General features: G+C 66.4%; 26 protein-coding genes and 2 pseudogenes. 20 read left to right on the top strand and 8 right to left on the bottom strand.

Annotated features, from left to right (window positions below; genetic code table 11):
* Positions 1-99: 99 nt before the first annotated feature.
* From HNP60_RS12450 to HNP60_RS12435, 4 genes and pseudogenes are all read left to right on the top strand, one after another.
* On the top strand, positions 100-1449 hold the full coding sequence (locus HNP60_RS12450) for a site-specific integrase (protein ID WP_184154193.1): 1350 nt from the start codon (positions 100-102) through the stop codon (positions 1447-1449).
* Positions 1446-3233, top strand: a pseudogene (locus HNP60_RS12445) (hypothetical protein). The gene HNP60_RS12450 and the pseudogene HNP60_RS12445 overlap by 4 nt, the downstream one beginning before the upstream one ends.
* Positions 3230-5392, top strand: a complete 2163-nt coding sequence (locus HNP60_RS12440) for an integrase (RefSeq protein ID WP_184154191.1) — start codon at positions 3230-3232, stop codon at positions 5390-5392. The pseudogene HNP60_RS12445 and the gene HNP60_RS12440 overlap by 4 nt, the downstream one beginning before the upstream one ends.
* A gap of 169 nt (positions 5393-5561) precedes the next feature.
* Positions 5562-6431: an ArdC family protein gene (locus HNP60_RS12435; RefSeq protein WP_184154188.1), complete on the top strand. Its 870-nt coding sequence runs from the start codon at positions 5562-5564 to the stop codon at positions 6429-6431.
* 17 nt (positions 6432-6448) lie between these two features.
* Here the strand turns inward: HNP60_RS12435 and HNP60_RS12430 are convergent, their stop codons facing one another.
* Entirely contained in the window at positions 6449-8512 is a 2064-nt protein-coding gene (locus HNP60_RS12430; protein WP_260394865.1) for a TonB-dependent receptor plug domain-containing protein, read from the bottom strand.
* 112 nt (positions 8513-8624) lie between these two features.
* On the opposite strand from HNP60_RS12430, the gene HNP60_RS12425 reads away from it, so the two are divergent.
* On the top strand, positions 8625-9152 hold the full coding sequence (locus tag HNP60_RS12425; RefSeq protein ID WP_184154182.1) for a homogentisate 1,2-dioxygenase: 528 nt from the start codon (positions 8625-8627) through the stop codon (positions 9150-9152).
* Between the two features lie 4 nt (positions 9153-9156).
* Positions 9157-10176, top strand: coding sequence for a cytochrome c peroxidase (locus HNP60_RS12420; RefSeq protein ID WP_184154179.1), 1020 nt, complete (start codon positions 9157-9159; stop codon positions 10174-10176).
* Positions 10177-10178: 2 nt separating this feature from the next.
* Here the strand turns inward: HNP60_RS12420 and HNP60_RS12415 are convergent, their stop codons facing one another.
* Both HNP60_RS12415 and HNP60_RS12410 read right to left on the bottom strand, forming a co-directional pair.
* Positions 10179-10589, bottom strand: a complete 411-nt coding sequence (locus HNP60_RS12415; RefSeq protein WP_184154176.1) for a winged helix-turn-helix domain-containing protein — start codon at positions 10587-10589, stop codon at positions 10179-10181.
* Positions 10590-10592: 3 nt separating this feature from the next.
* Positions 10593-10799 (bottom strand): TOBE domain-containing protein, encoded by a 207-nt coding sequence (locus HNP60_RS12410; protein WP_184154173.1) that lies wholly within the window; start codon positions 10797-10799, stop codon positions 10593-10595.
* Positions 10800-11210: 411 nt separating this feature from the next.
* Here HNP60_RS12410 and HNP60_RS12405 point away from each other — a divergent pair, with 411 nt between their 5' ends.
* From HNP60_RS12405 to HNP60_RS12390, 4 genes are all read left to right on the top strand, one after another.
* Positions 11211-11417: a zincin-like metallopeptidase domain-containing protein gene (locus HNP60_RS12405; RefSeq protein ID WP_260394864.1), complete on the top strand. Its 207-nt coding sequence runs from the start codon at positions 11211-11213 to the stop codon at positions 11415-11417.
* The gene (locus HNP60_RS12400; RefSeq protein WP_184154167.1) at positions 11414-11815 is read left to right on the top strand and encodes a DUF2958 domain-containing protein; all 402 of its coding nucleotides are present in this window, start codon (positions 11414-11416) and stop codon (positions 11813-11815) included. The genes HNP60_RS12405 and HNP60_RS12400 overlap by 4 nt, the downstream gene beginning before the upstream one ends.
* A gap of 86 nt (positions 11816-11901) precedes the next feature.
* A complete protein-coding gene (locus tag HNP60_RS12395; protein ID WP_184154164.1) occupies positions 11902-13659 on the top strand; it encodes a ParB/RepB/Spo0J family partition protein in 1758 nt (585 codons plus the stop codon).
* 278 nt (positions 13660-13937) lie between these two features.
* Positions 13938-14138, top strand: a complete 201-nt coding sequence (locus HNP60_RS12390; protein WP_184154161.1) for a hypothetical protein — start codon at positions 13938-13940, stop codon at positions 14136-14138.
* Here HNP60_RS12390 and HNP60_RS12385 read toward each other — a convergent pair.
* Positions 14091-14306: a hypothetical protein gene (locus HNP60_RS12385; protein WP_184154158.1), complete on the bottom strand. Its 216-nt coding sequence runs from the start codon at positions 14304-14306 to the stop codon at positions 14091-14093. The genes HNP60_RS12390 and HNP60_RS12385 overlap by 48 nt on opposite strands.
* Before the next feature lie 385 nt (positions 14307-14691).
* On the opposite strand from HNP60_RS12385, the gene HNP60_RS12380 reads away from it, so the two are divergent.
* The 6 genes from HNP60_RS12380 to rlxS all read left to right on the top strand — a co-directional run bounded on the left by HNP60_RS12380 (position 14692) and on the right by rlxS (position 19254).
* Positions 14692-14991, top strand: coding sequence for a DUF736 domain-containing protein (locus HNP60_RS12380; RefSeq protein WP_184154156.1), 300 nt, complete (start codon positions 14692-14694; stop codon positions 14989-14991).
* Between the two features lie 127 nt (positions 14992-15118).
* The gene (locus tag HNP60_RS12375) at positions 15119-15343 is read left to right on the top strand and encodes a helix-turn-helix domain-containing protein (protein WP_014076936.1); all 225 of its coding nucleotides are present in this window, start codon (positions 15119-15121) and stop codon (positions 15341-15343) included.
* Positions 15340-15900, top strand: a complete 561-nt coding sequence (locus HNP60_RS12370) for a S26 family signal peptidase (RefSeq protein ID WP_184154153.1) — start codon at positions 15340-15342, stop codon at positions 15898-15900. Before HNP60_RS12375 ends, HNP60_RS12370 begins: the two co-directional genes overlap by 4 nt.
* Positions 15888-16514: a transglycosylase SLT domain-containing protein gene (locus HNP60_RS12365; RefSeq protein WP_184154151.1), complete on the top strand. Its 627-nt coding sequence runs from the start codon at positions 15888-15890 to the stop codon at positions 16512-16514. The genes HNP60_RS12370 and HNP60_RS12365 overlap by 13 nt, the downstream gene beginning before the upstream one ends.
* Before the next feature lie 264 nt (positions 16515-16778).
* The gene (locus HNP60_RS12360; protein ID WP_184154149.1) at positions 16779-16937 is read left to right on the top strand and encodes a hypothetical protein; all 159 of its coding nucleotides are present in this window, start codon (positions 16779-16781) and stop codon (positions 16935-16937) included.
* A gap of 277 nt (positions 16938-17214) precedes the next feature.
* Complete coding sequence (rlxS, locus tag HNP60_RS12355) at positions 17215-19254, top strand: relaxase/mobilization nuclease RlxS (protein ID WP_260394862.1); 2040 nt, start codon at positions 17215-17217, stop codon at positions 19252-19254.
* An 11-nt stretch (positions 19255-19265) separates the two neighbouring features.
* Here the strand turns inward: rlxS and HNP60_RS12350 are convergent, their stop codons facing one another.
* The 4 genes from HNP60_RS12350 to HNP60_RS12335 form a co-directional block, all read right to left on the bottom strand.
* Positions 19266-19538: a hypothetical protein gene (locus HNP60_RS12350; RefSeq protein WP_184154146.1), complete on the bottom strand. Its 273-nt coding sequence runs from the start codon at positions 19536-19538 to the stop codon at positions 19266-19268.
* 37 nt (positions 19539-19575) lie between these two features.
* Positions 19576-20157 (bottom strand): RES domain-containing protein, encoded by a 582-nt coding sequence (locus HNP60_RS12345; RefSeq protein ID WP_184154143.1) that lies wholly within the window; start codon positions 20155-20157, stop codon positions 19576-19578.
* Entirely contained in the window at positions 20154-20855 is a 702-nt protein-coding gene (locus HNP60_RS12340) for an antitoxin Xre/MbcA/ParS-like domain-containing protein (protein ID WP_184154141.1), read from the bottom strand. The genes HNP60_RS12345 and HNP60_RS12340 overlap by 4 nt, the downstream gene beginning before the upstream one ends.
* Positions 20856-20927: 72 nt before the next feature.
* Positions 20928-21170, bottom strand: coding sequence for a hypothetical protein (locus tag HNP60_RS12335; protein WP_184154140.1), 243 nt, complete (start codon positions 21168-21170; stop codon positions 20928-20930).
* Positions 21171-21335: 165 nt separating this feature from the next.
* Between HNP60_RS12335 and HNP60_RS12330 the strand changes: the two are divergent.
* From HNP60_RS12330 to HNP60_RS12315, 4 genes and pseudogenes are all read left to right on the top strand, one after another.
* A pseudogene (locus HNP60_RS12330) lies at positions 21336-23358 on the top strand (conjugal transfer protein TraG).
* Positions 23359-23361: 3 nt separating this feature from the next.
* Positions 23362-23766 (top strand): CopG family transcriptional regulator, encoded by a 405-nt coding sequence (locus tag HNP60_RS12325; protein ID WP_184154138.1) that lies wholly within the window; start codon positions 23362-23364, stop codon positions 23764-23766.
* A gap of 38 nt (positions 23767-23804) precedes the next feature.
* Complete coding sequence (trbB, locus tag HNP60_RS12320) at positions 23805-24752, top strand: P-type conjugative transfer ATPase TrbB (RefSeq protein ID WP_184157033.1); 948 nt, start codon at positions 23805-23807, stop codon at positions 24750-24752.
* A 1-nt stretch (position 24753) separates the two neighbouring features.
* The gene (locus tag HNP60_RS12315) at positions 24754-25089 is read left to right on the top strand and encodes a TrbC/VirB2 family type IV secretion system protein (RefSeq protein ID WP_184154136.1); all 336 of its coding nucleotides are present in this window, start codon (positions 24754-24756) and stop codon (positions 25087-25089) included.
* Positions 25090-25095 lie beyond the last annotated feature (6 nt).

Here is a 25095-nt window from a genome sequence, read left to right as displayed (position 1 = left end):
GAGCTGGCGGAGGCCAGCCTGATTGCTGCCGGGCCATAGTGCGCAACGGTGTGAAGGTCAGCTTCCGGGTGGGGGGTCCGGGGGGAGGGCTTCGCGCCGGTGTCGATCATTACTGTTTGCGAGCGCCGCGAGGCCAGGGGCCTCGATGCGCATGTGCCGCTGATCCTGCGCGGCGACGCGCTCTATGATCCCGATCTGGATCGCTTCTTTCTCGACCTGCCGTTGTCGGGCGTCCGCTCGCGGCACTCGCTTCGCGCCTATGCCTATGATGTCGTTGTCTGGATTCGCTTTCTCGATGCCTGCGACAAGACCGTGTGGGCTGCGACCCGCGACGATGTCGACGCCTATCATCGTGAGCGACGCCGCGACGAGGCCGATCACCGGATAACGGCCGTAAGCTGGAACCGCGCCGTCGCCAGTCTCGATCGCCTTTACCGATGGGGTGAGCAGCACGGGCTGATCACCGACGCGCCGTTCAGCCGCCGCGCCGTGTGGCGACCGGCGCATGGTGGCCGTCGCGGCATGATCGCGGCGCGCAATGACGCCTATGAACGTGTTGCCAGGCGATCGGATGTGCGGTTCGTCACGATGGACGACTACCGTATTTTCCGCGAGGTCGGCCTGCGCGGCCTTACCCCTGACGGCACCGAGCGCCCCGGCGCGCGCGACCGGAACGGGCAGCGCAACGCGCTGTTTGCCGATCTTCTCGTCACCACCGGCCTGCGCCTCGAAGAGGCGTCGGGGCTGCTCGCCGCCGAGCTCGCGGCGATCGACCGCGAGGACGGCGATGCCCAACAACTTTGGTTGCCTCTCCCGCCACCGCTGACCAAGGGCGACCGGGGACGCAGCGTCCTGCTCCCGCGTCGGCTGCTTCGTCAGATTGCCGCTTACGTCGCCGTCGAGCGCGCAGCGGGCGTGGCCAAGTTCGCCGCGCGAGACGGCGCGACCAAGCTCGAACGACCGATCCCTGTCACCCGCGCCGGTCTCGACCGCATGCGCGATATCTGCACCCCGGAGGAACGATGCCGCCTGATCCTGTACGACGAGGATGGACCGCCCCGCGAGCCGGCGGCGCTGTGGCTGACCGAGGTAGGGCAGCCCGTTCGGCCCAACTCGTGGGAGGTGATCTTCACCCGTGCCTGCAACCGGTGCGCGGAGAACGGCTTCCCGCTGTCGATCAACCCGCACCAGCTTCGCCACACATTCGCAGTCCATATGCTCGCCTTGCTGATCCAGCAGCGACTGCGCGAAGCGGCATTGCCGGCGGGGCCGGTGGAGAGCTACCGGCTGATCCTCGGGGACCCGCTGCAACAGGTGCAACGCCTGCTCGGCCACGCGAGCCTCACCACCACCTATATCTACCTCGACCATATTGCGACCCGCGCCGATACAGTGGATGCGGCGGTCGAGGAGCTGCTCGCGCTGCTGCCGGGACCGCAGGGCGCATGAGCGGTCGTCCCCGCAAGGGCCGGCCCGTCGCCTTCGTGCCGATCACGCCGGAGCCCGTGCAGCCTGATCCCGTGCTCGGCCTCAAGTTCACCATCGAGGCGCGGCATGGCGGGACGGTCCTGGTCGATATGGCCGCACTCGATCCTCGTCCGCTCGCCATCGCCTTCGCCGGCGCGCTGCGTCGGTCGGCCGCGCTCGGAGGACCGATCGGTGCGGCGAGCGTCATCAAGCAGTATGTAAATGCCTACCGCCTGTTCTTCGCCTGGCTTGGCGACGAAGCGCTGAACGTGGCTGGCGTCGGCGACCTGCGCGCAGCCCATATCGATGGGTTCGCCTCCGCGCTCGACCGCCGCGGTATGGGCGCGATCCACCGGCACATAACGGTCGGCAAGATCGTCAACACATTGCGCGCGATCGAGGCAGACCGGCCCGATCGGATCGCGCCTGACCTGCATGAGCGGCTGCGCTACACACTGGCCACGTCGGCGGGCCGCTCGACCCCGCGCGATGCTTATAGCCCCTTCGTCGCCCGCGCGTTGCGTGACGCCGCGAGGACCGACGTCGAAGCGATGTTCCGCCGTCTCGGTGCCGACGACCGCACCGATGAGGGCGACCCGGTCATCGCCAGAGCGCGGGCCGACGTCGAAGCCATCATCGCGCGGCAGGGCTTTATCGTTGCAGAACATCCGGCGCTGAAGAGCCTCTATTTCATGCGCATGCGGCGCGGATTGCCGATCAGCACGCTCATCGACGATCTGCATGGCCGCCATCACCTGCTTGCGCGCGATCTGCCGGCGCTGCTCGTGCTGCTGACGCTCGATACCGGCCTCGAGCCCGAGTGCCTGAAGGCGCTGACCACAGATTGTCTCGCCAACCCCCATGCCGGCACGGTGGAGCTACACTATCTCAAGCACCGCGCCCGCGGCGCCGAGCACAAGAGCATGCGGGTGCGCGATGGCGGCAGCGGCACTCCCGGCGGCCTGATCCGTCGCATCATCGAGGCTACATCGGTCGCCCGCGAGCATCTGACCGATGAGCGTCTTTAGGTTTATCACAACGTTGGCGGCCTGCGGGCGGGTATCGCTCATCCGAAGGAGCGGATCGCTGCCTGGATAGCACAGCATGCTATTGTCGATGACGACGGCAATCCGCTCCACCTGCTGCTCTCCCGGCTCCGCAAGACCCACAAGGCGCTGTGGTACACCAAGACCGAGGGGCATATGACCCGCTTCGCGGTGGGCCACTCGCGCGAGGTTGCGGCGCGGCACTATGCCGATCTCCCATCGCTCCGACCCCTGCACGAGAAGGCCGTCGCCGACGCCTTTCGCGAAGCGGTCGCCACCGCCACGCCGACCGTGCTGCCGCCCACCGCCGAGCAGGCGCTGCGCGAAGCACCCGATCAGGCCGCGCCGCTGATGCCGCCCGATACCGTGGGTCCGTTGCTCGACGGCGAACAGGATGTCTGGCTCGCCGCCTGCGCGGGCTTCCATAGCAGTCCCTTCGCCGACGCTGGATCACCCTGCGCGCAGCCCTTCTGGGGCTGCCTCGATTGTCCCAACGCCGTCATCACTGTGCGCAAGCTCCCCGCGATCCTCGCCTTCCTCGCGTTCGTCGAAGAACAGCGGCTGAGCCTGCCCCCGACCGACTGGACGGCCAAGTTCGGCCGCGTCCATGCCCGCATCACCGCCCAGGTCCTGCCGGCCTTCGCCGATGCAGTCATCGCCGATGGACGCCGGCAGATGGAGAGCGAGCGGCTTTATCTGCCACCGGAGGCACGCGCATGACCATGCCAGCCCATGCCCAGGCGCCCGCCTTCGACGATCGCCCCGTGCTGGCGAGCGCGCCGCTCAAGGCAGGCCACGCCCGCGAGGAGCTGTCGCGCGTCGGCGATCCGAGCTGGGATCTCGGTCCCGCCGTCTTCCGTGAGAACGCCCGGCGCTGCCACGTCACCGTGCATTTCGACGTGCTCGAACATGCCGATGTGCAGGCGGCGATGCGCGCCTATCTCTACGCCCGCCTCAACGCCGATCTCCCCGGCTATCGGACGAAGTTACCGCCCGCCTGTATCCGCCAGGCATTCAACCGTGCCCGCCGGTTCTTCGCCTTCGCTCGTGACCGGCTCGGACGGCTCGACGTTTCCCGTATCGATCAGGCATTGGTCGATGCCTATGCCCGTCATCTTCGTGACGATCCTGCCCGACGGCCAGTCATCGTCGGCCACCTCCTCGAAGTGGTTTCGGATCTCTATTACTATCGTGACCACCTCGCTGGCGGAGGCCTTGCATTCGAGCCTTGGGCCGGCCAGGCCCCGGCACGCGTCGCGGGCTACCGGCATGTCCGGGAGAACCGCACGCCGCGGTTCCCCGAAGAGGTCATCGCCGCGCTGCTCGCCTGGTCGTTGCGCTACGTCACCGTCTTCGCTGACGATATTCTCGCAGCCCGCCGCGAGCTTGATCGGCTCGAAGCGCGCCGGGACCGCCTTGTCACCGCCGATGCCGGCCTTCCAGACGCTGATCGCCGGCAACGTCGCCGCACCCGCCTGAAGGCCTATTTCGATCGCCGACGCCGCGAGGGGCGCGGCGCACCGATCTGGGCCACCGCTCATAACGGCAAGCTGCGCGTCGATCCGGGCACCGGCAACGTGACCCCACCGATCAACGCCCATCTCCTGCATCTCCATGCCGGGATCGACGCGCAGGCCGAGCCCGGAGCGCATCTCATGCTGACCGGCGGCGAAGCGAGGTTGATCGATGCAGTGGCGGCCGAGCTGGGGGTGGAGGTCGGCGGCATGGACACGCCGATCTCGATCGATCCCGATAGCGGTCGGCCATGGCGCGAGCGCTTCGACGCGAAGACTCTCGCACACGAGGAACGGATGCTCCAGGCCGCCGCCTATATCGTGTGCGCCTATCTGACCGGCATGCGCGACTGCGAGGTGCAGGCGATGCGGCGCGGATGTCTCTCGATCGCGCGCAGCGAGGACGGCCTGATCGAACGGCATCGCATCCGATCGACCATCTACAAGCGCCGCGCCGCCGCGGGCGAGGCGGCGAGCTGGGTGACGATCGAACCGGTCGCAGACGCGATCGCGGTGCTCGAACGTCTGTCGGCAGGAGCGGCGCGCGCCAGCGGCAGCGATACGCTCTGGCCGGTGCTTCGTCCCCGCGCTGTCAGCAAGACGCATCTGTCGAGTGAGGTGGTGCGCCAGCTCAACACCTTCCGCGATCACCTCAACACCGCCTTCGGCAGCCCCGATGAGCCGGTCATCCCGCCCGGTCCCGATGGCAACCCATGGCGCATCACGACGAGGCAGTTCCGGCGCACCATCGCGTGGCACATCGCCAACCGTCCGTTCGGCACCATCGCCGGCATGATCCAGTACAAGCACGCCTCGGTCGCCGCGTTCGAAGGCTATGCCGGGACCAGCGCATCGGGGTTTCGCGCTGAGGTCGAGGCGCAGCGCCGGCTCGGTCAGATTGACGACCTGCTGGACTATTTCGACCGGCGTCAGGGCGGCGCATCGCTCGGTGGACCGGCGGGACCGCGCATCGCGCGGACGCTCGACGATGCCGCCGTCAGACAAGGGCCTTTGCCCGCCATGATCGCCGATCGCGCCCGCCTGCGCGTCATGCTCGCCAGCGTCGCGCGCACCTTCCATGTCGGCCCGCTTGCGGATTGCTTCTTCGATCCCGCGACCGCGCTCTGCCTCAAGCGCGTGACGACCCCCGATCCGGCACAGCCGCTCACCGCCCTGTGCGAACCGACCCGCTGTCCCAACGCCTGCATCACCGCTCGCCATAGGCCGGCCTGGGAACGCGCGGCGGCCGATGCCAAGGCGCACTTACGCGAACGGCGCATCTCCGATCTCCAGCGTCAGGCTCTCCAGCGCGAGCTGGATCGCCTGAGCGTGGTGATTGCCGGGATCGATCCTCCCGCGCCGTAGACCACCCCGGCTGTTGGCGGAGTCCTGCGCCGGTCGGCGCGCCCGCGCAACGGCTTCGCCGTCCTTCGCTTCGCTGCGGCCCTGACGGGTGCGCGAGCACCCCTGTGCCCGGCGCGAACGGGCCTCCGCCGCCGGGGATGGTCCCCGGCGCGAGAACGGAGAACAGATCATGTCAGCCTCACAACGCTCAGACGTCTATGCTCGCGTCACGCAAGCGATTGTCGACGCCATCGAAGCCGGCACCGGCACCTGGCGCATGCCCTGGCACCACACCGGCGCCGACGTCACCCGCCCGACCAACGTCGCCAGCGGCAAGCCCTATCGCGGCATAAATACGGTCTCGCTCTGGGCGGCCGCCTATGGCAGCGGCTATGCGAGCGGGGTCTGGGGCACCTATCGCCAGTGGCAGGCGCTCGGCTCGCAGGTCCGCAAGGGTGAGCACTCCAGCCTCGGCGTCCTCTGGAAGGAGTTTCGCGCGAAGGGCGACGAAGCCGTTGACGATGACGACCATCGACGGCTTTTCGCCAAGGCGTTCAGCCTGTTCAACGCCGATCAGGTCGATGGCTATGCGCCCGAACCGGGGCCGGACCTGCCCCAGAGCGAACGCCTCGCCGCCGCCGAAGCCTTCATCGCCGCCCTCGGCATCGATACCGTCTACGGCTCGGCCAGCGCCTATTATCACATCGCCGAAGACCGCATCCACATGCCGGATTTCAGCGCCTTTCACGATGCCCACGGCTTCTACGCCACCCATATTCACGAGGCGGCTCATGCCAGTGGCGCAGCCCACCGGCTCGACCGGGACTTCAGCGCCAAGTGGACCAGGCACGCGCTTGCCATGGAGGAAGCGACCGCCGAGCTCACCGCATCATTCCTGCTCGCCGATCTCGGGATCGCGCACGAACCCCGACCCGACCACGCCGCCTACATCGCCTTCTGGCTCCAACTCCTGAAGGACGAGCCTCGGGCGATCTTCACCGCCGCCAGTAAGGCGCAAGCCGCGGCCGACTGGATGCACTCCCAGCAGGCACCTGCTTGATCCTTCAGTCGAACCGATCAGTATCGAGCCCGAACGCTGGCGAAGAAGCTGCGGCCGGGCTCGGGGAAGCCATCCGTCAGCGTGTAGTTGTCGTCGAACAGGTTGCGTGCGCCGACACCGATTTCAACGCCGTCAAGCAGCGCATAATCGATACGCAGGTTCGCCTGCACATAGCTGCCGGTGCGGTAGTAGACCGGCGGCGAGGCGGTGGTCAGGGTCGTCCGGTCCGATGCGATATCAACGTTTGGCACGACCGTCAGCCCCGCCACCGGGGACCAGGATGCATAGACGAAGCCCTTGTGGGTGGGCACGTCGGTCAACCGGAAGACAGGAACGATCGTGCCGGGCGCGGGCGTGCCGATGTCGAACGAGCGATGCGTGTAAGTATAGTTGGCGCCAAGCTCGAGGGTGGAGCTCACATGGGCGGTTAGCGCCAGTTCCGCCCCATAATATTCGGCGCTGCCAAGATTCTGCCGCTGGCTGGTGTTCGCCGGGAAGCCGGCCGGCCGCACCGATACGATCGCGTCGCTAATGTCGCTGTAGAAGATAGCGCCTTCGACCCGCAGCAGGCCGAACTGGCGCGACCCGCCGATTTCGTAATTGGTTGCTCGCTCCGCCTTGAGGTCGGGATTGGATGCTGCAGTGCCGAACTGCGTGCTGAACCGCTCGAAGATCGTCGGGAAGCGTGCCCGCGACGAGATGCTCGCGTGGAGGCTGGTGCTGGCATCAGGCGTCCACACGAGTTGGCCCTGACCGTTGAACGCGCTCGCATTGCGGATCGGATAGCTGAACAACCGCGCGGCGCCGCCGCCGGGCGGCGTGCCATATTCCTCAGCCTTCTGGAGATCGCGCCAGTCGAAGCTCGCGCCGGCGATGAACGTCAGCGCGGGCGACAATACCAGTCGATTCTCGGCGGCGATGCTGTAGGTGTCTTCAACATTGGTCTGGCGCGGTTCGGTGAAGCCGCTCGGGAAGCTCTGCTGCCATTCGACGTGCTTGTCGCGCCGATAGTGCGCGGCAAGGCTCAACCGATCGGCATCGGTCAGCTCGACGTCGAGCTGGGCGGAGCCGCCCCAGGTCTTGTCGGCATAGTAGCTGTTGAAGGCGCGGCCCAGTGTCTGCGTGGTTTGGGTGCGGTTGTCGAACGAGCGCAGCAGATTGTCGAAGCTGTTGATGTAGGCGCGCGTTTTCAACGTCGCCCGCTCGCCTAGCGCCGTGGTCGACAGGAAGTAAATGCTCTCGATGTTCCAATAGGGCCAGCTCCAGTTGCGCTGGGTCGCAACGCCATCGGTTACATGGAGCGGCGCGTTCTTGGCGCCTTCCTGCCGCGTGTAGCTGATCGAGTATTCGTCCGTTTCATTGGGCGTGAGCCCGAACTTGGCGTTCACCCGCCAGTCGCGGGTGCGCGAGAAGTCGCGCGCTCCGCCATCCTCCGCCGATCCGGGCGTGGGCGTGTAGCCGCCCGCGAGATCCCAATGGTCCTGGAAGTTGCGCGTGTAAGAGCCCTGCGCATACCATCTATCCTGCCTGGTCCCAAGCAGCGCGAAGACGTTGTAGCCGGCATAGTCGGCGTCGCGATCGAGGTTGAGCGTGCCGCGCACCTCCGCCTCGATCTCCTTGGTGGGTTTGCGCGTCACCAGATTGACCGCACCGCCCATCGCACCGGGGCCGTCGAGCACCGAAGCGTAGCCCTTGGCGACCTGCACCTCGGCGATGTCGGGCGTGAGGAAGCGGCCATAATCGAGCCGGTTGTCGGCGGGAAGGTAGACCCGGATGCCGTCGAGCGAGAGCGGCACCTGGAACCGGTCGAAGCCGCGCACGAAGATCAGCCGTTCGTTGCGCGAGCCGCCACTGTTCGACGACGACACGCCGGGCATCAGGTTGACCGCTTCGTCGAGCGTGTTGCGGTTGAAGGTGTAGATCGCGTCGGACGACAATGTCGCCTGACCGATCGCGATCCCCTCTGGCCGCGGCGCGGTGACGATGATCTGGCCCAGCGTGAAGGCACTGTCGTCCGCAAGCCCCGCGGTGTCCGCCGTCTGGGCGTGCGCCTGTGTGTTGGCCACGAGCGCGGTGGTCATGGCAAGCATCGGTAAAAGTCGCATCAGTCCCCCATCGGCGCGCGCCGGCATTGTGCTTTGGCGACTCGCTATATATGGCCATATACATCACTTGGTTCGGAGGAACAGCGGGATGCGCCATGGTCTTGTCGCAGCACTGGTCGGGATCGCACTGATGACGTCCTTGTCGGACGCCCGCGCCCAGCAGGACGTAAAGGGCTGCGCTGCCGGTTCGGCGACCATGCCACCCGAGCTCTTGGGGTGGTCTTCACGGCGGCCGATCGCTGCATCCAGCGATGCGTCGGGCCTTCGCGCCGCGACTCTCGTCATCGGTTCTGCGGCGGACGCGACACTCAAGTCGACCAGCGAAGTCCGCTACGTGACGCGCCCTGAGAAGCCCGGCGGCTCGGTCAGCTATGGCGGCCTGTTCGCCTTTACGGTCGAACAAGCGGGCATCTATCGCGTCGCGCTCGGCTCCGGGGCGTGGATCGATGTGCTGCGGGGCAGGACTGCAGTCGCATCGACGGCGCATGGTCACGGGCCGGACTGCTCGGGCATCCGCAAGATGGTCGATTTCCCGCTGACGCCGGGCCGGTACACGCTCCAGATCGCGGCGAACGGGGAGCCGAAGCTTTCGCTGATGATCGCCCGGCTGCCCTGAGGCAATGCGCCGCGTCGCACGTAACGGTTTGGGGATCGCGGCTGCTCTTCTGACGATCGCAGCTGCCCATTCGCCGCAATGGCGCTGGAACCTTCTAGCCGGAATGGCGCCGCCCCCGGTTCCCATCGACAACCCCATGAGTGCGGCCAAGGTCGAACTGGGCCGGCGGCTATTCTATGAAGCCGACCTGTCGATCGACGGCACCATGTCCTGCGGCACGTGCCATTCGCAAAAGCATGCCTTCGCCGACGACAACCGCACGCGTCCCGGCGTGTATGGCGATCCCGGCCGCCGCAATGTCCCCGGGCTCGCCAACGTCGGCTATGCGGCAAGGCTGACCTGGGCCGACCCGCGCCTGACGAGCCTGGAGTTGCAGGTCGCTGTGCCGGTGCTAGGCGAGCATCCGGTCGAGATGGGCATGAAGGGCAAGGAGGCCGAGATAGCGCGGCGGCTCGCCAGCGATTCTTGCTACATTCGGATGTTCCAGACGGCCTTTCCCGAGGTGAACGGCGCGATCGACATGACGACCGTGGCAAAGGCACTCGCGGCATTCGAGCGCACGATGCTGGCGTTCGATACGCCCTTCGATCGCTCTCGCCGGGGGCGGGCCGATGCGATGATCCCAGCGGCGCGACGCGGTGCCGAGCTGTTTTTCGGACGCGCTGATTGCGCCAGCTGCCATGGCGGGCCGAACTTCACCGACGATGGCTTCCATGCCCTCGAAGTTCCGACGCGGGGAACCGATCGGGGTCTCGGGGAGGTGACGGGCATCGCTTCGGACGATGGCAAATTCCGTACGCCCGGGCTCCGCAATGTGGCCCTGACTGCGCCCTATATGCACGACGGCGAAAGCCCGACATTGATCGATGCTGTTCGTCACCATCGTACTGTTGCCTCGATCGAGAGGCTTTCGGAACCCGATATTGCCGATCTCGTCGCCTTTCTCAGGGCCTTGACCGATCAGCGTTTCATCACAGACCCGCAGTTCGCGTTGCCGATGAAGGCGTGCGGCAAAAAACTCTGAGGCTAATTCGTTGCTGCCGGCGTCGATGCCGCTCGGGCCGGCTCGCTCGCCTCTCGTGGGGTGTCGAGCAAGAGCGCAGTCAACGTGCGGAGCCTCCCTTCGGCCGCCTCCGCAAGCTGCTGCTCAAGCGCGCGATAGGCATCGAGCACCGTTCGGCCGCAATCGGTCAGCCGCGCGCCCTTGGACGGCCCGCCGCCTTTGGTCGTTTCGACGAGCTTGTCTTTCCAGGATCGGTTCATGGTGTCGACTAGCATCCAGGTGCGGCGATAGCTCATTCCCATCGCGCGGCCCGCGGCCGCGATCGAGCCTTCGCGGTCGATCGCTTCGAGCAGATCGGCCTTGCCGGGGCCGATGGCCGGCTGATCGCCGCAGAATATCTGCGCCTTGAGCTTGAGAGCCCCTTTCCTGACCATCGACTACTTGCCGATCAGGACGTCGCTCGCCTTCACGATGACCGTCACCTTGTCGCCAGCGGAAAGACCCAGATCAGCCACGGCTTCGTTGGTCACGCTGGACGTGACGATGTTGCCGCCGCCGATGTCGATCTTGACCGAAGCGCTCACCGCACCTGGCGTAACAGAAACGACTGTTCCTGCGATCTGATTGCGCGCGCTTATCTTCATCTTCAACTCCTGCGGAATCCTGAACAGTCATAGCATATTCGCCCCGCTCGATAACGCTTTCGAGCAGCCGGAGAAGCTGCCGGCGCCATAGCCAGACAGACGCTTAAAGTATTGCGGACGCCGCTTGCGCGGCGGCGCTGATATTCTGGGCCTCCCTGCGATGCGGGAGTGGTCGGCGATCCCTGCTAGGCCCGCCACGGTGCGCTGCAAGCCTCGGCTTCGCCGGGCTGCTCCATTTCATTTCGCCCCTCCGGGTGCAGCCCGCCGCTTCAGCGGGCCTCTCCAGTCGCTCTCGCCGCCCACCCCCGCCTCGGCGGGAGCCATGGGGTTTTTGGGCAGTGCTGGAGGCTACCGATGCTTTTCACCTTCCAACCGCCATTTTGGGCTGGACTGTCAGGATATATCGCCGAAATGGGATCGGCCTTCCTGTGCGCCGCGCTGGGCATCGTGCCGACCGTCCGCCATGCCGACTACCTCGCGGCATGGCTTGAGGTTTGCCGGGAGGACAGCCGGGCGATCTTCCGCGCCGCCAGTCAGGCAAGCAGGGCCGCCGACTGGCTGCTGACCCGGCATCGCAAAGCGCAGGATGCGCGCGTCGGAGGGAGGATCGCGGCATGATCCTCCTCACGCCCGGGCTTCGCGCCGCCCTGCGGGCCAACGCTGGCAAAATCAATTTGCCCGGCCACGATCCGCTGCCCCTGGTCAAATTGTTCAATCCGCTGAGCGCTGCCACATGGCTGGCGACCGAGCTTCACGAGGATGACGACACCCTGTTCGGCCTTGCCGATCTCGGGTTCGGCTGCCCCGGGCTCGGGGTGTTCAGCCTGTCCGAAATCGCCAGCGTCCGCCTGCCGTACGGCCTGCGCATCGAACGCGACATCGCGTTCGGGACGGACCGGCCGCTGTCGGTCTGGGCCGAATGGGCGCGCCGCGCCGGTTCGATCCTCCAAGCCGAATCGCTGCTCCGCCGCGCAGCGCGCGGCGCTTCCGAGCTTCCGACCGGCAACGGCGGATGACGCGGGCGGCCGTTCGCCGCCGATCAGAAAGCCGGTCCCGCCATCCGGCAAGATCAACGGGACCGGCACTCAAAAGGAGTAGTCCCATGAAACTCGACTTCATCGATCATGACAAGCTGTTCATCGACAAGACAAATATTCGCTACGGCAGACGCGCCCCGGACGTGAGCGACATCATCGCCACTGTCCGCAAGCGCGGCATCATACTGCCGCTGCTGGTCAAGCCCGCCAATGACGAAGGCCGTTGCGGCATCGTCGCAGGCGCGCGGCGCTGGACCGCCGATGGCATTGCCCGCGCCGAAGGCATCGACCACGGGCCTTTGCCCTGCGCCATTCTCGGGGACGGCGATGATGCCGCCGCCATCGAAGCCTCGATGATCGAGAACATGGCGCGGCTCGACCCCGACGAGGTGACCCAGTGGGAGAGCTTCGCCCGGCTGGTCAGGGAAGGCCGCGACGTGGCCGACATTTCGGAGACCTTCGGGCTGCCCGAGTTGACGGTCCGGCGCGTCCTCGCCCTTGGCAATCTGCTCCCGCGTATCCGCGATCTCTACCGCAGGGAGAAGATCGATGCGGCCACTGTCCGCCACCTGACCCTGGCCAGCAAGAGCCAGCAAAAGGCATGGCTGGCGCTGATCGACGATCCGCAAGCCCGGGCGCCGACCGGGCATCAGGTGAAGGCATGGCTGTTCGGAGGACAGGCGATCCCGGTCAGGCACGCCCTGTTCGACGTGGACAGCTTCAAGGGGCCGATCACCGGCGATCTTTTCGGCGAGGACCGCTATTTCGCGGACGCTGATGCCTTCTGGACCGCACAGAATGCGGCGATCGAGACCAAGAAGGCCGCCTATCTGGAAAATGGCTGGAGCGATGTCGTGATCGTGCCGCCCGGCGAGCATTTCCAGACCTGGGAGCATGAACGCGCGCAGAAGCGCAAGGGCGGGCGCGTCTATATTGCCCTGCGCGCCAATGGCGAGGTGGTGTTCCATGAGGGCTATCTCACGCGCAAGGAAGCCCGCCGCGCTGAAACGGGCGCGACCCCCGCGAGCGGGACGAAGCCGGGGCGCGCCGAACTCACCAGCACCCTCGCCGCCTATGTCCATCTCCATCGCCATGCGGCGGTGCGGGCCGCTCTCCTTAGCCATCCGGCGGTCGCGCTGCGTCTCATGGTCGCCCATGCCATCGTCGGCTCGCACCTGTGGAGCGTGAAGCCCGACCCGCAGACCGCTCGCAACGATGCGGTGCGCGAGTCCGTCGAAACCTGCCTTGCCGAAACCCGCTTCGACGAGCATCGCCGCGCCGTGCTCGCTGTGCTCGGTCTTTCTGCCGAGGAAGCGACCGTGACCGGCGGCAATGGCGACGACTATGGCGTGGCGAGCCTGTTCCTGCGCCTGCTCAACCTGTCCGACCCGGCGCTGATGGAGGTCATCGTCCTTGTCATGGGCGAAACGCTGGCAGTCGGCAGCGCCGCCGTCGATGCGGTCGGCGCCTGTCTGACCGTCGATATGGCCGACTGGTGGCAGGCCGACGCGGCTTTGTTCGAGCTGATCCGTGATAAGGAAGTGCTCGGCCAGATCGTCGCCGAAATGGCGGGCGAGCAGGTCGCCAGCGCCAATGCGGACGAGACGACCATGACCCTGAAGCGCATCGTCCGCGATCATCTCGACGGCAAGGATGGGAGGACCAGGGTCGAACGCTGGGTGCCGAAATGGATGGCCTTCCCCCCCGCCGCCTATACCGCGCGCGGCGGCGTCGCCACCGTCGCCGCCCATGCCAGGGTCGAAGCGGCGCGGGCGATGCTTGCGGGCGAAGCAGAGGCCGAGCCGGTGGCGCACGCGGCCTGATCTCGATGCGGGCGGCGGTTTTCCGCCGTCCGCTCTTCTTTCCGGCTGGTTGAAAAATTTCGCCGCTCGCCTCGGCCCTGACGGGCGTCGGCGCGCGGCATTTCGTTTCAGGGAACGGGCAGGTCCGGGTCATCCTCGACGATGCGGCGGAAACCGGTTGCGACATATTTCTGATATTGCGGCTTTACAGGCTCAGTCTGCGCGCGTGTTCTTGCCGTTGAACCAGATCGACCGCTTGCCGCTGTTCTTGCCGCCTGGCATTGATGCAGTTCCGGCGCATGGATACCGCCGATCCGGATGCGTTCGCCGCTCTCCAGCTGGAAGTTATCGCCATCGGTTACATCAGCAATCCGACCGGTGACAGGTGCTCGAATGGCGCGGTCAGCGGCAGGGCAAACGCACCGACCGGAAAAGACAGCCTGATCGGCATGCTATTTCCGCGCGCGGCGGATCACGATCCGTGTCTCGCCGCCGATTGAGCAGACATCCTTGCGGCGCTCGAACCCCGCACTGCCAGCCAGCTCGCGTGTCTTGTGATTGGCATGCTGGCGCACCGAAAGGCCGAGCTTGCCGGTGATGCAGTCGTCGCAGATCGGTGTCGGCGCCAGCCGCTCGACCAATCCCCGCACCTGATCCAGTACCGTCATCGTTCCCCCTCCGTCCGCCTCTTGTAGGAGCGTCGCGGCGGGCGGGCAACGGGCGGCAGGGGGACCACAGGCGCTGGTTTCGGGCGTAGGCCGTCCCATCGGGGCTGACGCATTCCCGTTTCATTGTCGCCCGACTTTTCCGTCTGCGCTGCCGGCGGCCTGTTCGATTGAGCGGTTTGCCGCTGTCCGTCCTTCATCGCGCAACGGCGAACCGACGGGCTTCTTCCCCGGCGTGTGCCACGCCTTCCTCGCGCGGCAAGAAGCCCGCCTCCCGCCGTCCTCCGCTTCCGCTTCGGCCCTGCGGGTGCGCGCCGTCCGGCCTGCGGCCCGACAACCGCATCGAGGCCGCAATCGGGCGGCGTCGAGACTGAAAAGGAATGACGACATGGCACAGATTGGCAGCTTCATCCGCGGCGAGAACGGCATCTACGCCGGCGAAATCCGCACCCTGACCCTGCGCGTCAAGGCCACGATCCGGCCCTGCGAGCGCGAGCATGACAAGGCGCCCGACCACCGCGTCAACGCCAACGGCGTCGAATTCGGCGCGGGCTGGACCAAGGCGGCGCGCGAAACCGGCCTCGAATATCTGAGCCTCAAGCTCGACGATCCGTCCTTCCCGGCCCCGATCTATGCGACGCTCACCCAGAGCGACGAAGGCGAGCACAAGCTCATCTGGTCGCGCTGACCGGCCAAAGGAGTGTCGAATTCGCCTCTGGCGGGTTCGACACTCCCACCATCGCCGTCGGCAGGCGAAGTACGCCGTACCGGGCCGCCCCCAGACCAGCACGGCGCCGCCCGGAACGGAGCCCGACATGGACGATGATGATATGACGCGCGCCGAGCGTGCGCGCACCAGCAATCCGTTTCTCAACACCGCCCAGGCCGGACACTTTCTCGGCCTGTCGATGCGCACACTGGAGCGCATGCGCCGGCGCGGAGAAGGTCCCGCCTTCCGCCGCCACGCGCGCTATGTCCTCTACCATATCGACGATCTCATCGCCTGGTCCGAGGCCTCGCGCAACGGAGGCCGGCGATGAGCGGGCGCGGGCTTTCCCGCTGGGGCGATGCGCTGCGGGACGCCAGGCAGCGCCGCCGCACGCTCCGCCATCGCGCAGCGATCCTCGGGATCGGGGTCGCGTGTCTCGCCGCAACGATCGCGCTGCCGCCGCGCCCGCTACTGGTCTGGAATACATCGGCAAGCGCGCCGGTCGGCCTCTATGCCGTGACCGCGCCCGAGCGAATTCGGACCGGCGATATGGTGATCGCCTGGCCACCCGAGACCGCGCGCCGGCTTGGTGCGGAGCGCCGCTACATCCCCTTCAATGTACCGCTGGTGAAGCGCGTCGCCGCCGCGCCGGGCGACAGGGTCTGCGCATCCGGGTCGGCGTTGAGCGTCAACGATCGGACAATTGCGCGGCGTCTGACCACAGATGCGCGTGGCCGTCCGATGCCCTGGTGGACCGGCTGCGTCACCTTGAGCGATGGCGCATTGCTCCTCCTGATGGACAACCCGGCGTCATTTGACGGGCGCTATTTCGGGCCGACCCAAGCGGATGGCATCATCGGCAAGGCGCATCTTTTGTGGCGGCGCTGAATACGATCGCGGTCGCGCTGGCACTGCTGGTCGCGGCCCCGGCAAGCGCTCGTGTCGCTGAAGATCCGGTCGCAAGATGGCAGCCGATCATCGCCGAAGCCTCACAGCGCCTCGGCCTACCGGAAGCCTGGATCATTGCCGTCATGCGCGCCGAAAGCCGCGGAAGGACGACCCTCGATGGCCAACCGATCACCAGCCGTGCCGGAGCGATAGGCCTGATGCAGCTCATGCCGGGCACCTATGCGGAAATGCGCGGCCGGCTCGGGCTTGGGCCCGATCCTCATGATCCGCGCGACAACATCCTGGCGGGCGCGGCCTATCTGCGGCTGATGCATGATCGGTTCGGCTACCCGGGGCTGTTTGGGGCCTACAATGCCGGCCCAACACGCTATGCGGAGCACCTTCGGACGGGCCGTCCGCTTCCGGGCGAGACCCGGGCCTACCTCGCGGTGCTTGCCCGGATGCCATTTTCGCCTGCCATGCCGTCCGGCATTCTTTCCGGCGACAGGCTGTTTTTCTCTGCGGGCAGGGCTATTGGACAGCCCCCCCGACAGCCGAATGGCAATGGCATTTTTGTCGATCTAAACACGGCTTCCGACCGCGCGCGACCATAGGGCGGCGCAACCCGGAAAGGGGATGTCTGCTCAGTTCGTCCCAGTGTGCAGGCTGGATCGGGCCGCCTCAAGAGACGACGGGGCCCCACCATTTTCCTGGCGAACCAGCGTCGGCTCTCCTTCGTCAGCGTCGCGCGGCGCCAGGAAAATCGTGACCCCCATCGCCGCTCGCGCGGTCGTGGCGCCCAGCGCCACGATCTCCTGACCCGACCCGATCCACCCAGCGGCCAGCCTCGTCTTTCACAGCAAAGCGAGGAACCGGACATGACAATCGAAGCTCAGATCGAGGAGCTGCGCGCCGAGCTAGGAGCCATATCGAACCCTGTCGAGGAGGCTCAGATCAGGGCCGAACTGGCGATGGCGCTGACGGAGAAAGCGCGGCTCGAGGCCGCGTTCGGAACAGGAAACGCAGCGCTGGAATGACCGGTCCGGAGCGATGTCTGCAAGGGCGTCGCTCCCCCATTTTGATCGTTGCACAGAGAACGGGATCGAGCACGAAGTGGCAGCAGGGGCGGGGGGCAGGAGCAGAAGGGGTAAGGCAAGATAGAGAAGCTATGGCACTACCGGCTCCGCCGACATACCATAAGTTATTGTCTGCACATCGTTTTTCTAGGGCGGAGCACAGTGCCGCCGCTGCGGAGGCAGTGCCGGTCGGGCCAGAAATGGCGGATTTCCGCCATGTTCAGCGGCACCGGTTTTCATGGATTTCGCCAGCGCGCATGGTCGGCTTTTCGCTGGCCGGATCACCCTGTCCATGAGCACCGAAGACGAGTTCGAGCCTCGGCTGGGCCGCATCCGCAGCGGTAGCAAGTCGCGATCGCCGCGCAAGTTTCTCCACCGCGTCATCGCCGCCGCCAACCTCGCGCGCGGCGGCGCGCCGGGACTGTCGCGCAAGCCGGGCTTCACCGGCAGCCGGATCGGGCGCGGCGCCGGGGTCGGCCGCGTGCTCGCCAGCCGCGACCGCTTCGCCGCGTTTCGCCAGCGCCGCGTCATCGTCAAGATCAGGCCGGTCACCCTGGGCGGCAAGGGTTTCGCTGTCGCCAAGGCGCATCTTCGCTATGTCGAGCGTGATGGCACCACCCGCGATGGCGATCGCGGCCAGCTCTATGGCGCCGAAACCGACAAGGTCGATCGCAACGCCTGGCTCGACCAGGCCAGGGACGACCGTCACCAGTTCCGCATCATCGTCAGCCCCGAGGACGGCGCGGACTATGAGGATCTGAAGCCGCTCACCCGGCGTCTCATGACCCGGATGGAGGAGGATCTCGGAACGAAGCTCGATTGGGTGGCGGTCGATCATTACAATACCGGCCACCCGCACACCCATATCATCGTCCGCGGGATCGACGAGCGCGGCCGCGATCTCGTCATCGCCCGCGACTATATCAGCCACGGCCTGCGCGAGCGCGCCTGCGAGCTGGTCGATCTCGACTTGGGACCGCGCACTGACGACGCGATCGAGCTGCGACTGCGCGCCGAGGTCGGACAGGAACGACTGACCAGCATCGACCGCGCGCTGATCCGCGAGGCCGACGCCAATATCCTCGTCAGCTCGGACGCGCGTGGCGCCTTCGATCAGGCCATCCGCATGGGCCGGCTGAAGAAGCTGGAGCGCCTGGGCCTGGCAACGCAGTTCGGCGCGGCCCATTGGCGGCTTGCGCCGGATCTCGCAGGCACGCTCCGGCGCATGGGCGAGCGCGGCGACATCATCCGCACGATGCAGCGTGCTTATGCCGCGCGCGGCCAGGCGCTGGCGATCGCCGACCAGGCAATCTACGATCCCACCGCGCCGGGTGCCCGTCCGCTGGTCGGTCGTATCGCCGAGCGCGGCCTGTCCGATGAACATGCCGATCGCCATTACCTGATCGTCGAGGCGGCCGACGGACGCTCGCACTATGTTGCGATCGGCAAGGGCGAAAATGTCGAGGCTCATGAGACCGGCGCGATCGTTCGCATTACGCCGGTCGAAACGCGCATCCGCGCTGCCGATCGCACCGTGGCTGAAGTCGCTGCCGCCAATGGCGGGCGTTATACGGTTGATGCGCACCTTCGCCACGATCCGAGCGCCACCGAAGCGTTCGCCGAAAGTCATGTGCGCCGGCTTGAGGCGATGCGGCGACTGACGAAGGCGGTTGAGCGGGAGCCCGACGGCGCCTGGATCATCGCGCCCGATCATCTCGACCGCGCCGCCGCCTATGAAGCGGCGCGCGCCAGGGATCGGCCGATTGCGGTGGAAACACTCTCGCACCTGCCCCTGGAGAAACTGGTCGACGCCGATGCGGCGACCTGGCTCGACCGCGAGCTGGTCGCGCCCACGCCGGAGCCGCTGCGCGACGCCGCGTTCGGGCAAGATGCCGTTCAGGCGCAGGCGCGGCGGCGGCAATGGCTGATGGCGCAGGGGCTTGCCGAGGAGATGGACGGACAATGGACGCCGCGGCCAGATATGCTCACCGCGCTTCAGCGGCGCGAGTTGCTGCGCGTGGCCGGGCAGCTTTCCGACGAGCTGGGCCTGCCGTTCGCCGAGGCAGGGCAGCATGAGCGGATCGAGGGCCGGTTCGCACGCACGGTCGAGCTGGTGAGCGGCCGGCATGCGCTGATCGAGCGCTCGCGGGATTTCACATTGGTCCCTTGGCGCCCGGTGCTGGGGCCGCATGTTGGCAAGTCGGTGTCCGGCATCATGCGCGACGGTGGGATCAGTTGGTCGCTAGGGCGTCAACGGAGTGGGCCGAGCATTTCCTGATCGGCACAGGTTCAACGAAAGGGAGTAATGGCTGGATCCGGCTCGCCGAACTCGATTTCCATCCAGTCGTCGGGATCGCCTTCGTACCTTTCATCGCCGAGCCGGCCGTCGGCAGGCGTCCTTAGACCAGTCGCGGTCCAAGCACGAGGATGGGTCAAGAAATCCATCGCATCGGAAGCATCGAACCGAAATTGCCGCTCGCCTTCGGCCGCGGTCGTTTGAACCCGGATCGTTGCGCCGGTGTCCTGCAGACGTCGGGCTATGACGATGGTGTCGAAATCCATTTTGCTCTCCTTCGGCCATATAGCGATTGCGCTTACGTCAATGCCGGAGCTGAACGTTCAGTGACGTCAGTGCGGGTATGAGATCGGCAAGGCGCGTCAAATCCTCGACCGGACAGCGCGGATCGAGCTTCACCTCGGCAGCGCGATCGTAGATCGCGACGCACTCGGCGTTGGTGATCCTGGACATATAGACGACGCCGTCGAAGTCGGTCGCGTCATAGAGTTGCTGGCTGAACCTGCGACCGGCCTTTTGTGCCCGGCCGCGAATGGCATCAGTAGGCACGCCAAGCCGGCTCGCTCCGCTGGTGCGAAGATCCAGCAGCTTGAGCGGTTTCAACGCAATCAGGTTCGTGACCACCAACTCATCAAGATCGGCTCCGAGCAGCACACGCGCTTGTTTGCCCTGAAAGCGATCGCGGATGACCTTCTCGGCAATGGCGGTCGGCAGATCCTGCGCGGCATAGAGCACGGTGAAGGCGTTGGTCGCGCTGGAGAAGCGCGTCTTCCCATGCCCCACGCCCATCGGCGTGGCGCGATGGCGCGCTTCGATGATCCGCAGATAGCCGGACACGTCGATACCGACCGCCAGCTCCCGCAGGATTGCGGCGTCGAAAGTCACGGATGTTCGAAGACCGTCCAGGCCGCTTCCACGACCTCGTCCCTGCGATCCTGCTTGAGCAGGTCGATCGGCCGCTTGTTGGCGAGCAACGGGCTTTGCTGGACCAGCCACAGCCAGGCACGGCGCGGATTGCCGACGGCCTTGAGCACATCGGCGATGCCTTCGACGGGGCGGCCGTCGACGAACTGCTCTAGCGGAAAGGCGTGCTTACGCGCGCCTGCAAGCAACGCCACGACCTGTCCACGCTTCTGCCAGTCATGGAGCGTCGAGCGGGCAATGCCCTGATCGCTCAGCGCGCTCGATCCGGCGACAGGCCCCGCCCAATCCTCGAGCGGAACCCTGGTCGCATAAGCGGCCAGCCGACGCCGGCCCTCCTCAATGTCGATCAACTCGCCGATACCGCTGCCCTTGCCGAGCTCAATCTCAGTCGGCTCGGGAATCTCGATTCGGGCAGGCGCATCCTCCCGGGCCAGGGCGGCGATCATATCGGCGACGTCAGCGCTCTTGCTCTTCAGCCGTTTCTGCTGCGCCGGGGGCAGCGCGACCACGACGGCGGCGACGGCGGCGACGATCTGCGCCGTGTTGGCGGCCGCGGACTTGGCAAGGCCAGGCTGGCGAGTGAGCGCTTCATTCACTTCGCTCGCCACCAACCGGCGGACACCGGCGCTGGTATCGGCACTGTGCAACTGAGTCGCCATGTTCATCGCTCCTTCCAGGCCGGATATAGCGATGAACATCCGCTTTGTCCAGAATGTCCGATATGTCCGACTCTAACCTAGCGGCCCCATATCGGGAGGGAAGAGCAGCCGCTGCCTTGATACCCCTGTCTCATCGCGCTCGGCACGGATGTCGAAGCAGCGCAACCGTTCCACCAGTTGCCGCACGATCTCGCCGACTGCGGCATGACGCCGCCGCCGGTCGGAATCGGTCAGGCTATCGAGCAACGAAGGGGCTGCGGTGGAAAGGGCCACCTCGAGGTGCAGCGAGAGCATATCGTCATCGACTCGGGTCATGCCGAGCATGAGAACAAAAATGGAACATCGAGTCAATCACCGCGCATGATTGAACGGCTGTCGGCAGAAAGGCAGCCCCTGTCGGCAGCGAGGCCGTAACGCTCGCAGGCTGAGGAATGGGATTCTTGCCCGGTCAGGACGAACCGTCCTTCCCGGAGCTGGAACGTGACCCCAACCAAGCTGCTGATCGGCCAGATTCTTGTTGTCTTCGCGATCGTTATCGCGGGCGTCTGGGCATCGACGCAATGGTGCGCGGCGATGCTCGGCTACCAGCGGCAGCTCGGCGCTGCCTGGTTCGTGATCGACGGCACTCCGATTTATCGGCCCTGGGCGATCTTCCTCTGGTGGTATCACTACGAAGCCTATGCGCCGCACGTCTTCGATAAGGCCGGCACGCTTGCCGGTGCCAGCGGTTTCCTGGGCTGCGGCGCCGCGATCGCCGGTTCGCTCTGGCGGGCTCGCCAGTCGCGCAACGTCACCACCTACGGCTCCGCGCGCTGGGCAAGGTCCGGTGAGATCGCGCGTGCTGGCCTGCGCCGCGATGCCGGTGTCTTTCTCGGCCGCCTGGAGGGACGCTATCTCCGTCATGACGGGCCAGAGCACGTCATGGCGTTCGCGCCGACCCGCTCGGGCAAGGGCGTTGGGCTGGTCGTTCCGACCCTGCTGAGCTGGACCGGCTCGGCAGTCATCCACGACATCAAGGGCGAGAACTGGCAGCTCACCGCCGGCTGGCGGTCGCGCTTCAGCCATGTGCTGCTGTTCAATCCCACCGACCCGCGCTCGGCCAAATATAATCCCCTGCTCGAGGTCCGCCGCGGCGAATCCGAGGTCCGCGACGTCCAGAACATCGCCGACATCCTGGTCGATCCCGAAGGCGCACTCGAGCGTCGCAATCATTGGGAAAAGACCAGCCACTCGCTGCTGGTCGGCGCGATCCTGCATGTTCTTTACGCCGAAGAAGAGAAAACGCTCGCGCGGGTCGCCACCTTCCTGTCAGATCCCCGGCGCCCGTTCACCGCCACGCTCCGGCGGATGATGACCACCAATCATCTCGGCACCAAGGATGCGCCGAGGGTACATCCCGTCGTCGCGTCGGCCGCGCGCGAGGTGCTCAACAAGTCCGACAACGAGCGCAGCGGCGTGCTGTCGACCGCCATTTCGTTCCTCGGGCTGTACCGCGATCCGACCGTCGCCGAGGTCACATCGCGCTGCGACTGGCGGATCGCCGATCTCGTCGAAGGGCCGCAGCCGGTCTCGCTCTATCTCGTCATCCCGCCGTCGGACATCAGCCGCACCAAGCCACTGGTGCGCCTCGTGCTCAACCAGATTGGCCGCCGCCTCACCGAGAAGCTCGATGGCGAACGCTGACAAGAACCGGAGGCACCAACTCCTGATGATGCTGGACGAGTTCCCGGCGCTGGGGCGGCTCGACTTCTTCGAGACCAGTCTCGCGTTTCTCGCCGGATACGGCGTGCGCGTCTTCCTGATCGCGCAGTCCCTGAATCAGGTGGAGAAAGCCTATGGCGAGCACAACTCCATCCTCGACAATTGCCACGTCCGCGTCGCCTTCGCGACCAACGACGAGCGCACCGCCAAGCGGATTTCGGACGCGCTCGGGCAAGCGACCGAGCAGCGCGCGATGCGCAACTATGCCGGGCACCGGCTCGCACCCTGGCTCGCGCACGTCATGGTCAGCCGGCAGGAGACCGCCCGTCCGCTGCTGACCCAGGGCGAGGTGATGCAGCTTCCGCCCGCCGATGAGCTGGTGTTGGTCTCGGGGCTCGCGCCGATCCGTGCGAAAAAGCTGCGCTATTACGAGGATCGGAACTTCCGCGACCGTCTCGCCCCGCCGCCCGAGCTGGCCCGCGGCGCCTATGCCGACCGGCCGCAGACCCGTCCCGACGATTGGGCTGGCATCGTCCGCACACCCGATGCGCGGCTCGGGATCGCCAGTGACGAGGCCGGTGCGGCCGAGGACGAAGGTGGTCTTCAGCAGCAGCGCCACCCCGGTCTCGAGGAGAAAACAGATCGGACCGAGACGGAGAAGCAGCCCGATCTTCCCGAGACCGAGCGCGACGACACGGACGCCGCCGTCGATAAGCGCGTGATGGATCGCGCCCGTGCCTCGCTGGTGCGCGGCCATGCGATGAACCAGGGGCAGGCCCAGGACCTGCTCCCAGGGTTCTGACCTATGAAGATCCGGCAGAACCTCTATATCGACCGGGAGCTTGCCGACGCGCTGGAAGCGCTGGCGCTGCGCCCCGGCGGCAACAAGTCGCGCATCGTCAATGAGGCGCTCGGCACCTGGCTGGCCCGCAGGGCCACCAAGGAAGTCGATGATCTGCTCAAGGTTCGGCTCGACCGCATCTCGCGCGAGATCGGATCGTGCCGCCGCGACATCGAGGTTGTGCTCGAAGCCTTCGCGCTGTTCGTGCGCTACCAGCTTACCGTCACCGCGCCGCTCCCCGAAGCCGATACCGCCGCGCTCGCGACCGGCAACGAACGGTTCGAGCGTTTCATCGCCCAGCTCGGCCGCCAGATCGCGGCTGGCAAGCACACATTGCGCGGCGCTGACGCCGCCGAGGCGCAGCAGTGACCGCGGCATCCACTTTGTCCGTCGACCGGCGTCGCGCGATGCTGCGCACGGCGATGGGGCCGGCCATCGCCGCCGCCCTTGGCGATGCCCGCGTGGTCGAGGTGATGGTCAATCCCGATGGCGCGTTGCGCGTCGACATCCTCGGCGAAGGTCGGGTCGATACGGACGTCCGCCTCGATCCCGCGCAGGTCGAGCGGATCATCCGGCTGGTCGCCAGCCAGGCCCGGAGCGAGGTGCATGGCGAAAGGCCGATCGTCTCGGCCGAGCTGCCGCCGCACGGCGACGGCGCCGGCGAGCGGTTCGAAGGATTGCTGCCGCCGGTATCGACCGCGCCCTGCTTCTCGATCCGCAAGCCTGCCGCGCGCATCTACACGCTGCTCGATTATGTCACCGACGGTATCATGCCGGCGGAATCCGCCCGGCTGCTGTCCCGCGCCGTCGTCGATCGCATGAATATCCTCGTCGTCGGCGGCACGTCGTCGGGTAAGACGACGCTCGCCAATGCGCTGCTCGCCGAGATGGCGCATCTCGACGAGCGGGTGATCCTGATCGAGGACACGCGCGAACTGCAATGCGCTGCACCCGATGTCGTGGCGCTGCGTACCCGTGCCGGCTCGGTAACGATGGCCGACCTTGTTCGATCGACGCTCCGGCTGCGGCCGGATCGCATCATCGTCGGTGAAGTGCGCGGCCCCGAAGCCCTCGACATGCTGAAAGCTTGGAACACCGGTCACCCTGGCGGGATCGCGACCGTCCATGCCAACAGCGCGACCTCCGCCCTCTATCGGATCGAACAGCTCGTGCAGGAGGCGGTCGTCACCGTGCCCCGTCGGCTGATCGCCGAGGCGATCGACCTGATCGTGTTCATCGCCGGGCGTGGCGTAGGCCGCCGCATCGAGACGATCGCCCGCGTCGCCGGTCTCGATCCCGACGGCGGTTACGCGGTCCTCGACATCACCCCAGCCTCCCAACCCCAAGGAGAATGACATGCGTGCTTTGAAGATCCCTTGTAGCCGTTCCACTTTCCTCATCGGCGCCGCGATCGGCCTGGCGCTCACCGTCACGACCCGTGCCTTTGCATCCGGCACCGGAATGCCGTGGGAGCAACCGCTCCAGCAGATTCTGGATTCGGTGCAAGGGCCGGTCGCCAAGATCGTCGCGGTGATCATCATCATCGTCACCGGCCTGACGCTCGCGTTCGGCGAGACCAGCGGTGGCTTCCGGCGCCTGATCCAGATCGTATTCGGTCTGTCGATCGCCTTTGCCGCGTCGAGCTTTTTCCTGTCCTTCTTCTCGTTTGGCGGCGGGGCGCTGATTGCGTGACGACCG

The organism is Sphingobium lignivorans, from assembly GCF_014203955.1.
Lineage (GTDB): Bacteria > Pseudomonadota > Alphaproteobacteria > Sphingomonadales > Sphingomonadaceae > Sphingobium > Sphingobium lignivorans.
This window is presented reverse-complemented; position numbering and strand designations above follow the sequence as displayed.

Coding starts and splice junctions, on each gene's coding strand:
- HNP60_RS12440 (WP_184154191.1), top strand. CDS start 3,230: ATGACCATGCCAGCCCATGCCCAGGCGCCCGCCTTCGACGATCGCCCC.
- HNP60_RS12435 (WP_184154188.1), top strand. CDS start 5,562: ATGTCAGCCTCACAACGCTCAGACGTCTATGCTCGCGTCACGCAAGCG.
- HNP60_RS12430 (WP_260394865.1), bottom strand. CDS start 8,512: ATGACCACCGCGCTCGTGGCCAACACACAGGCGCACGCCCAGACGGCG.
- HNP60_RS12425 (WP_184154182.1), top strand. CDS start 8,625: ATGCGCCATGGTCTTGTCGCAGCACTGGTCGGGATCGCACTGATGACG.
- HNP60_RS12420 (WP_184154179.1), top strand. CDS start 9,157: ATGCGCCGCGTCGCACGTAACGGTTTGGGGATCGCGGCTGCTCTTCTG.
- HNP60_RS12415 (WP_184154176.1), bottom strand. CDS start 10,589: ATGGTCAGGAAAGGGGCTCTCAAGCTCAAGGCGCAGATATTCTGCGGC.
- HNP60_RS12410 (WP_184154173.1), bottom strand. CDS start 10,799: ATGAAGATAAGCGCGCGCAATCAGATCGCAGGAACAGTCGTTTCTGTT.
- HNP60_RS12405 (WP_260394864.1), top strand. CDS start 11,211: ATGGGATCGGCCTTCCTGTGCGCCGCGCTGGGCATCGTGCCGACCGTC.
- HNP60_RS12400 (WP_184154167.1), top strand. CDS start 11,414: ATGATCCTCCTCACGCCCGGGCTTCGCGCCGCCCTGCGGGCCAACGCT.
- HNP60_RS12395 (WP_184154164.1), top strand. CDS start 11,902: ATGAAACTCGACTTCATCGATCATGACAAGCTGTTCATCGACAAGACA.
- HNP60_RS12390 (WP_184154161.1), top strand. CDS start 13,938: ATGGATACCGCCGATCCGGATGCGTTCGCCGCTCTCCAGCTGGAAGTT.
- HNP60_RS12385 (WP_184154158.1), bottom strand. CDS start 14,306: ATGACGGTACTGGATCAGGTGCGGGGATTGGTCGAGCGGCTGGCGCCG.
- HNP60_RS12380 (WP_184154156.1), top strand. CDS start 14,692: ATGGCACAGATTGGCAGCTTCATCCGCGGCGAGAACGGCATCTACGCC.
- HNP60_RS12375 (WP_014076936.1), top strand. CDS start 15,119: ATGGACGATGATGATATGACGCGCGCCGAGCGTGCGCGCACCAGCAAT.
- HNP60_RS12370 (WP_184154153.1), top strand. CDS start 15,340: ATGAGCGGGCGCGGGCTTTCCCGCTGGGGCGATGCGCTGCGGGACGCC.
- HNP60_RS12360 (WP_184154149.1), top strand. CDS start 16,779: ATGACAATCGAAGCTCAGATCGAGGAGCTGCGCGCCGAGCTAGGAGCC.
- rlxS (WP_260394862.1), top strand. CDS start 17,215: ATGGATTTCGCCAGCGCGCATGGTCGGCTTTTCGCTGGCCGGATCACC.
- HNP60_RS12350 (WP_184154146.1), bottom strand. CDS start 19,538: ATGGATTTCGACACCATCGTCATAGCCCGACGTCTGCAGGACACCGGC.
- HNP60_RS12340 (WP_184154141.1), bottom strand. CDS start 20,855: ATGGCGACTCAGTTGCACAGTGCCGATACCAGCGCCGGTGTCCGCCGG.
- HNP60_RS12335 (WP_184154140.1), bottom strand. CDS start 21,170: ATGACCCGAGTCGATGACGATATGCTCTCGCTGCACCTCGAGGTGGCC.
- HNP60_RS12325 (WP_184154138.1), top strand. CDS start 23,362: ATGAAGATCCGGCAGAACCTCTATATCGACCGGGAGCTTGCCGACGCG.
- trbB (WP_184157033.1), top strand. CDS start 23,805: ATGCTGCGCACGGCGATGGGGCCGGCCATCGCCGCCGCCCTTGGCGAT.
- HNP60_RS12315 (WP_184154136.1), top strand. CDS start 24,754: ATGCGTGCTTTGAAGATCCCTTGTAGCCGTTCCACTTTCCTCATCGGC.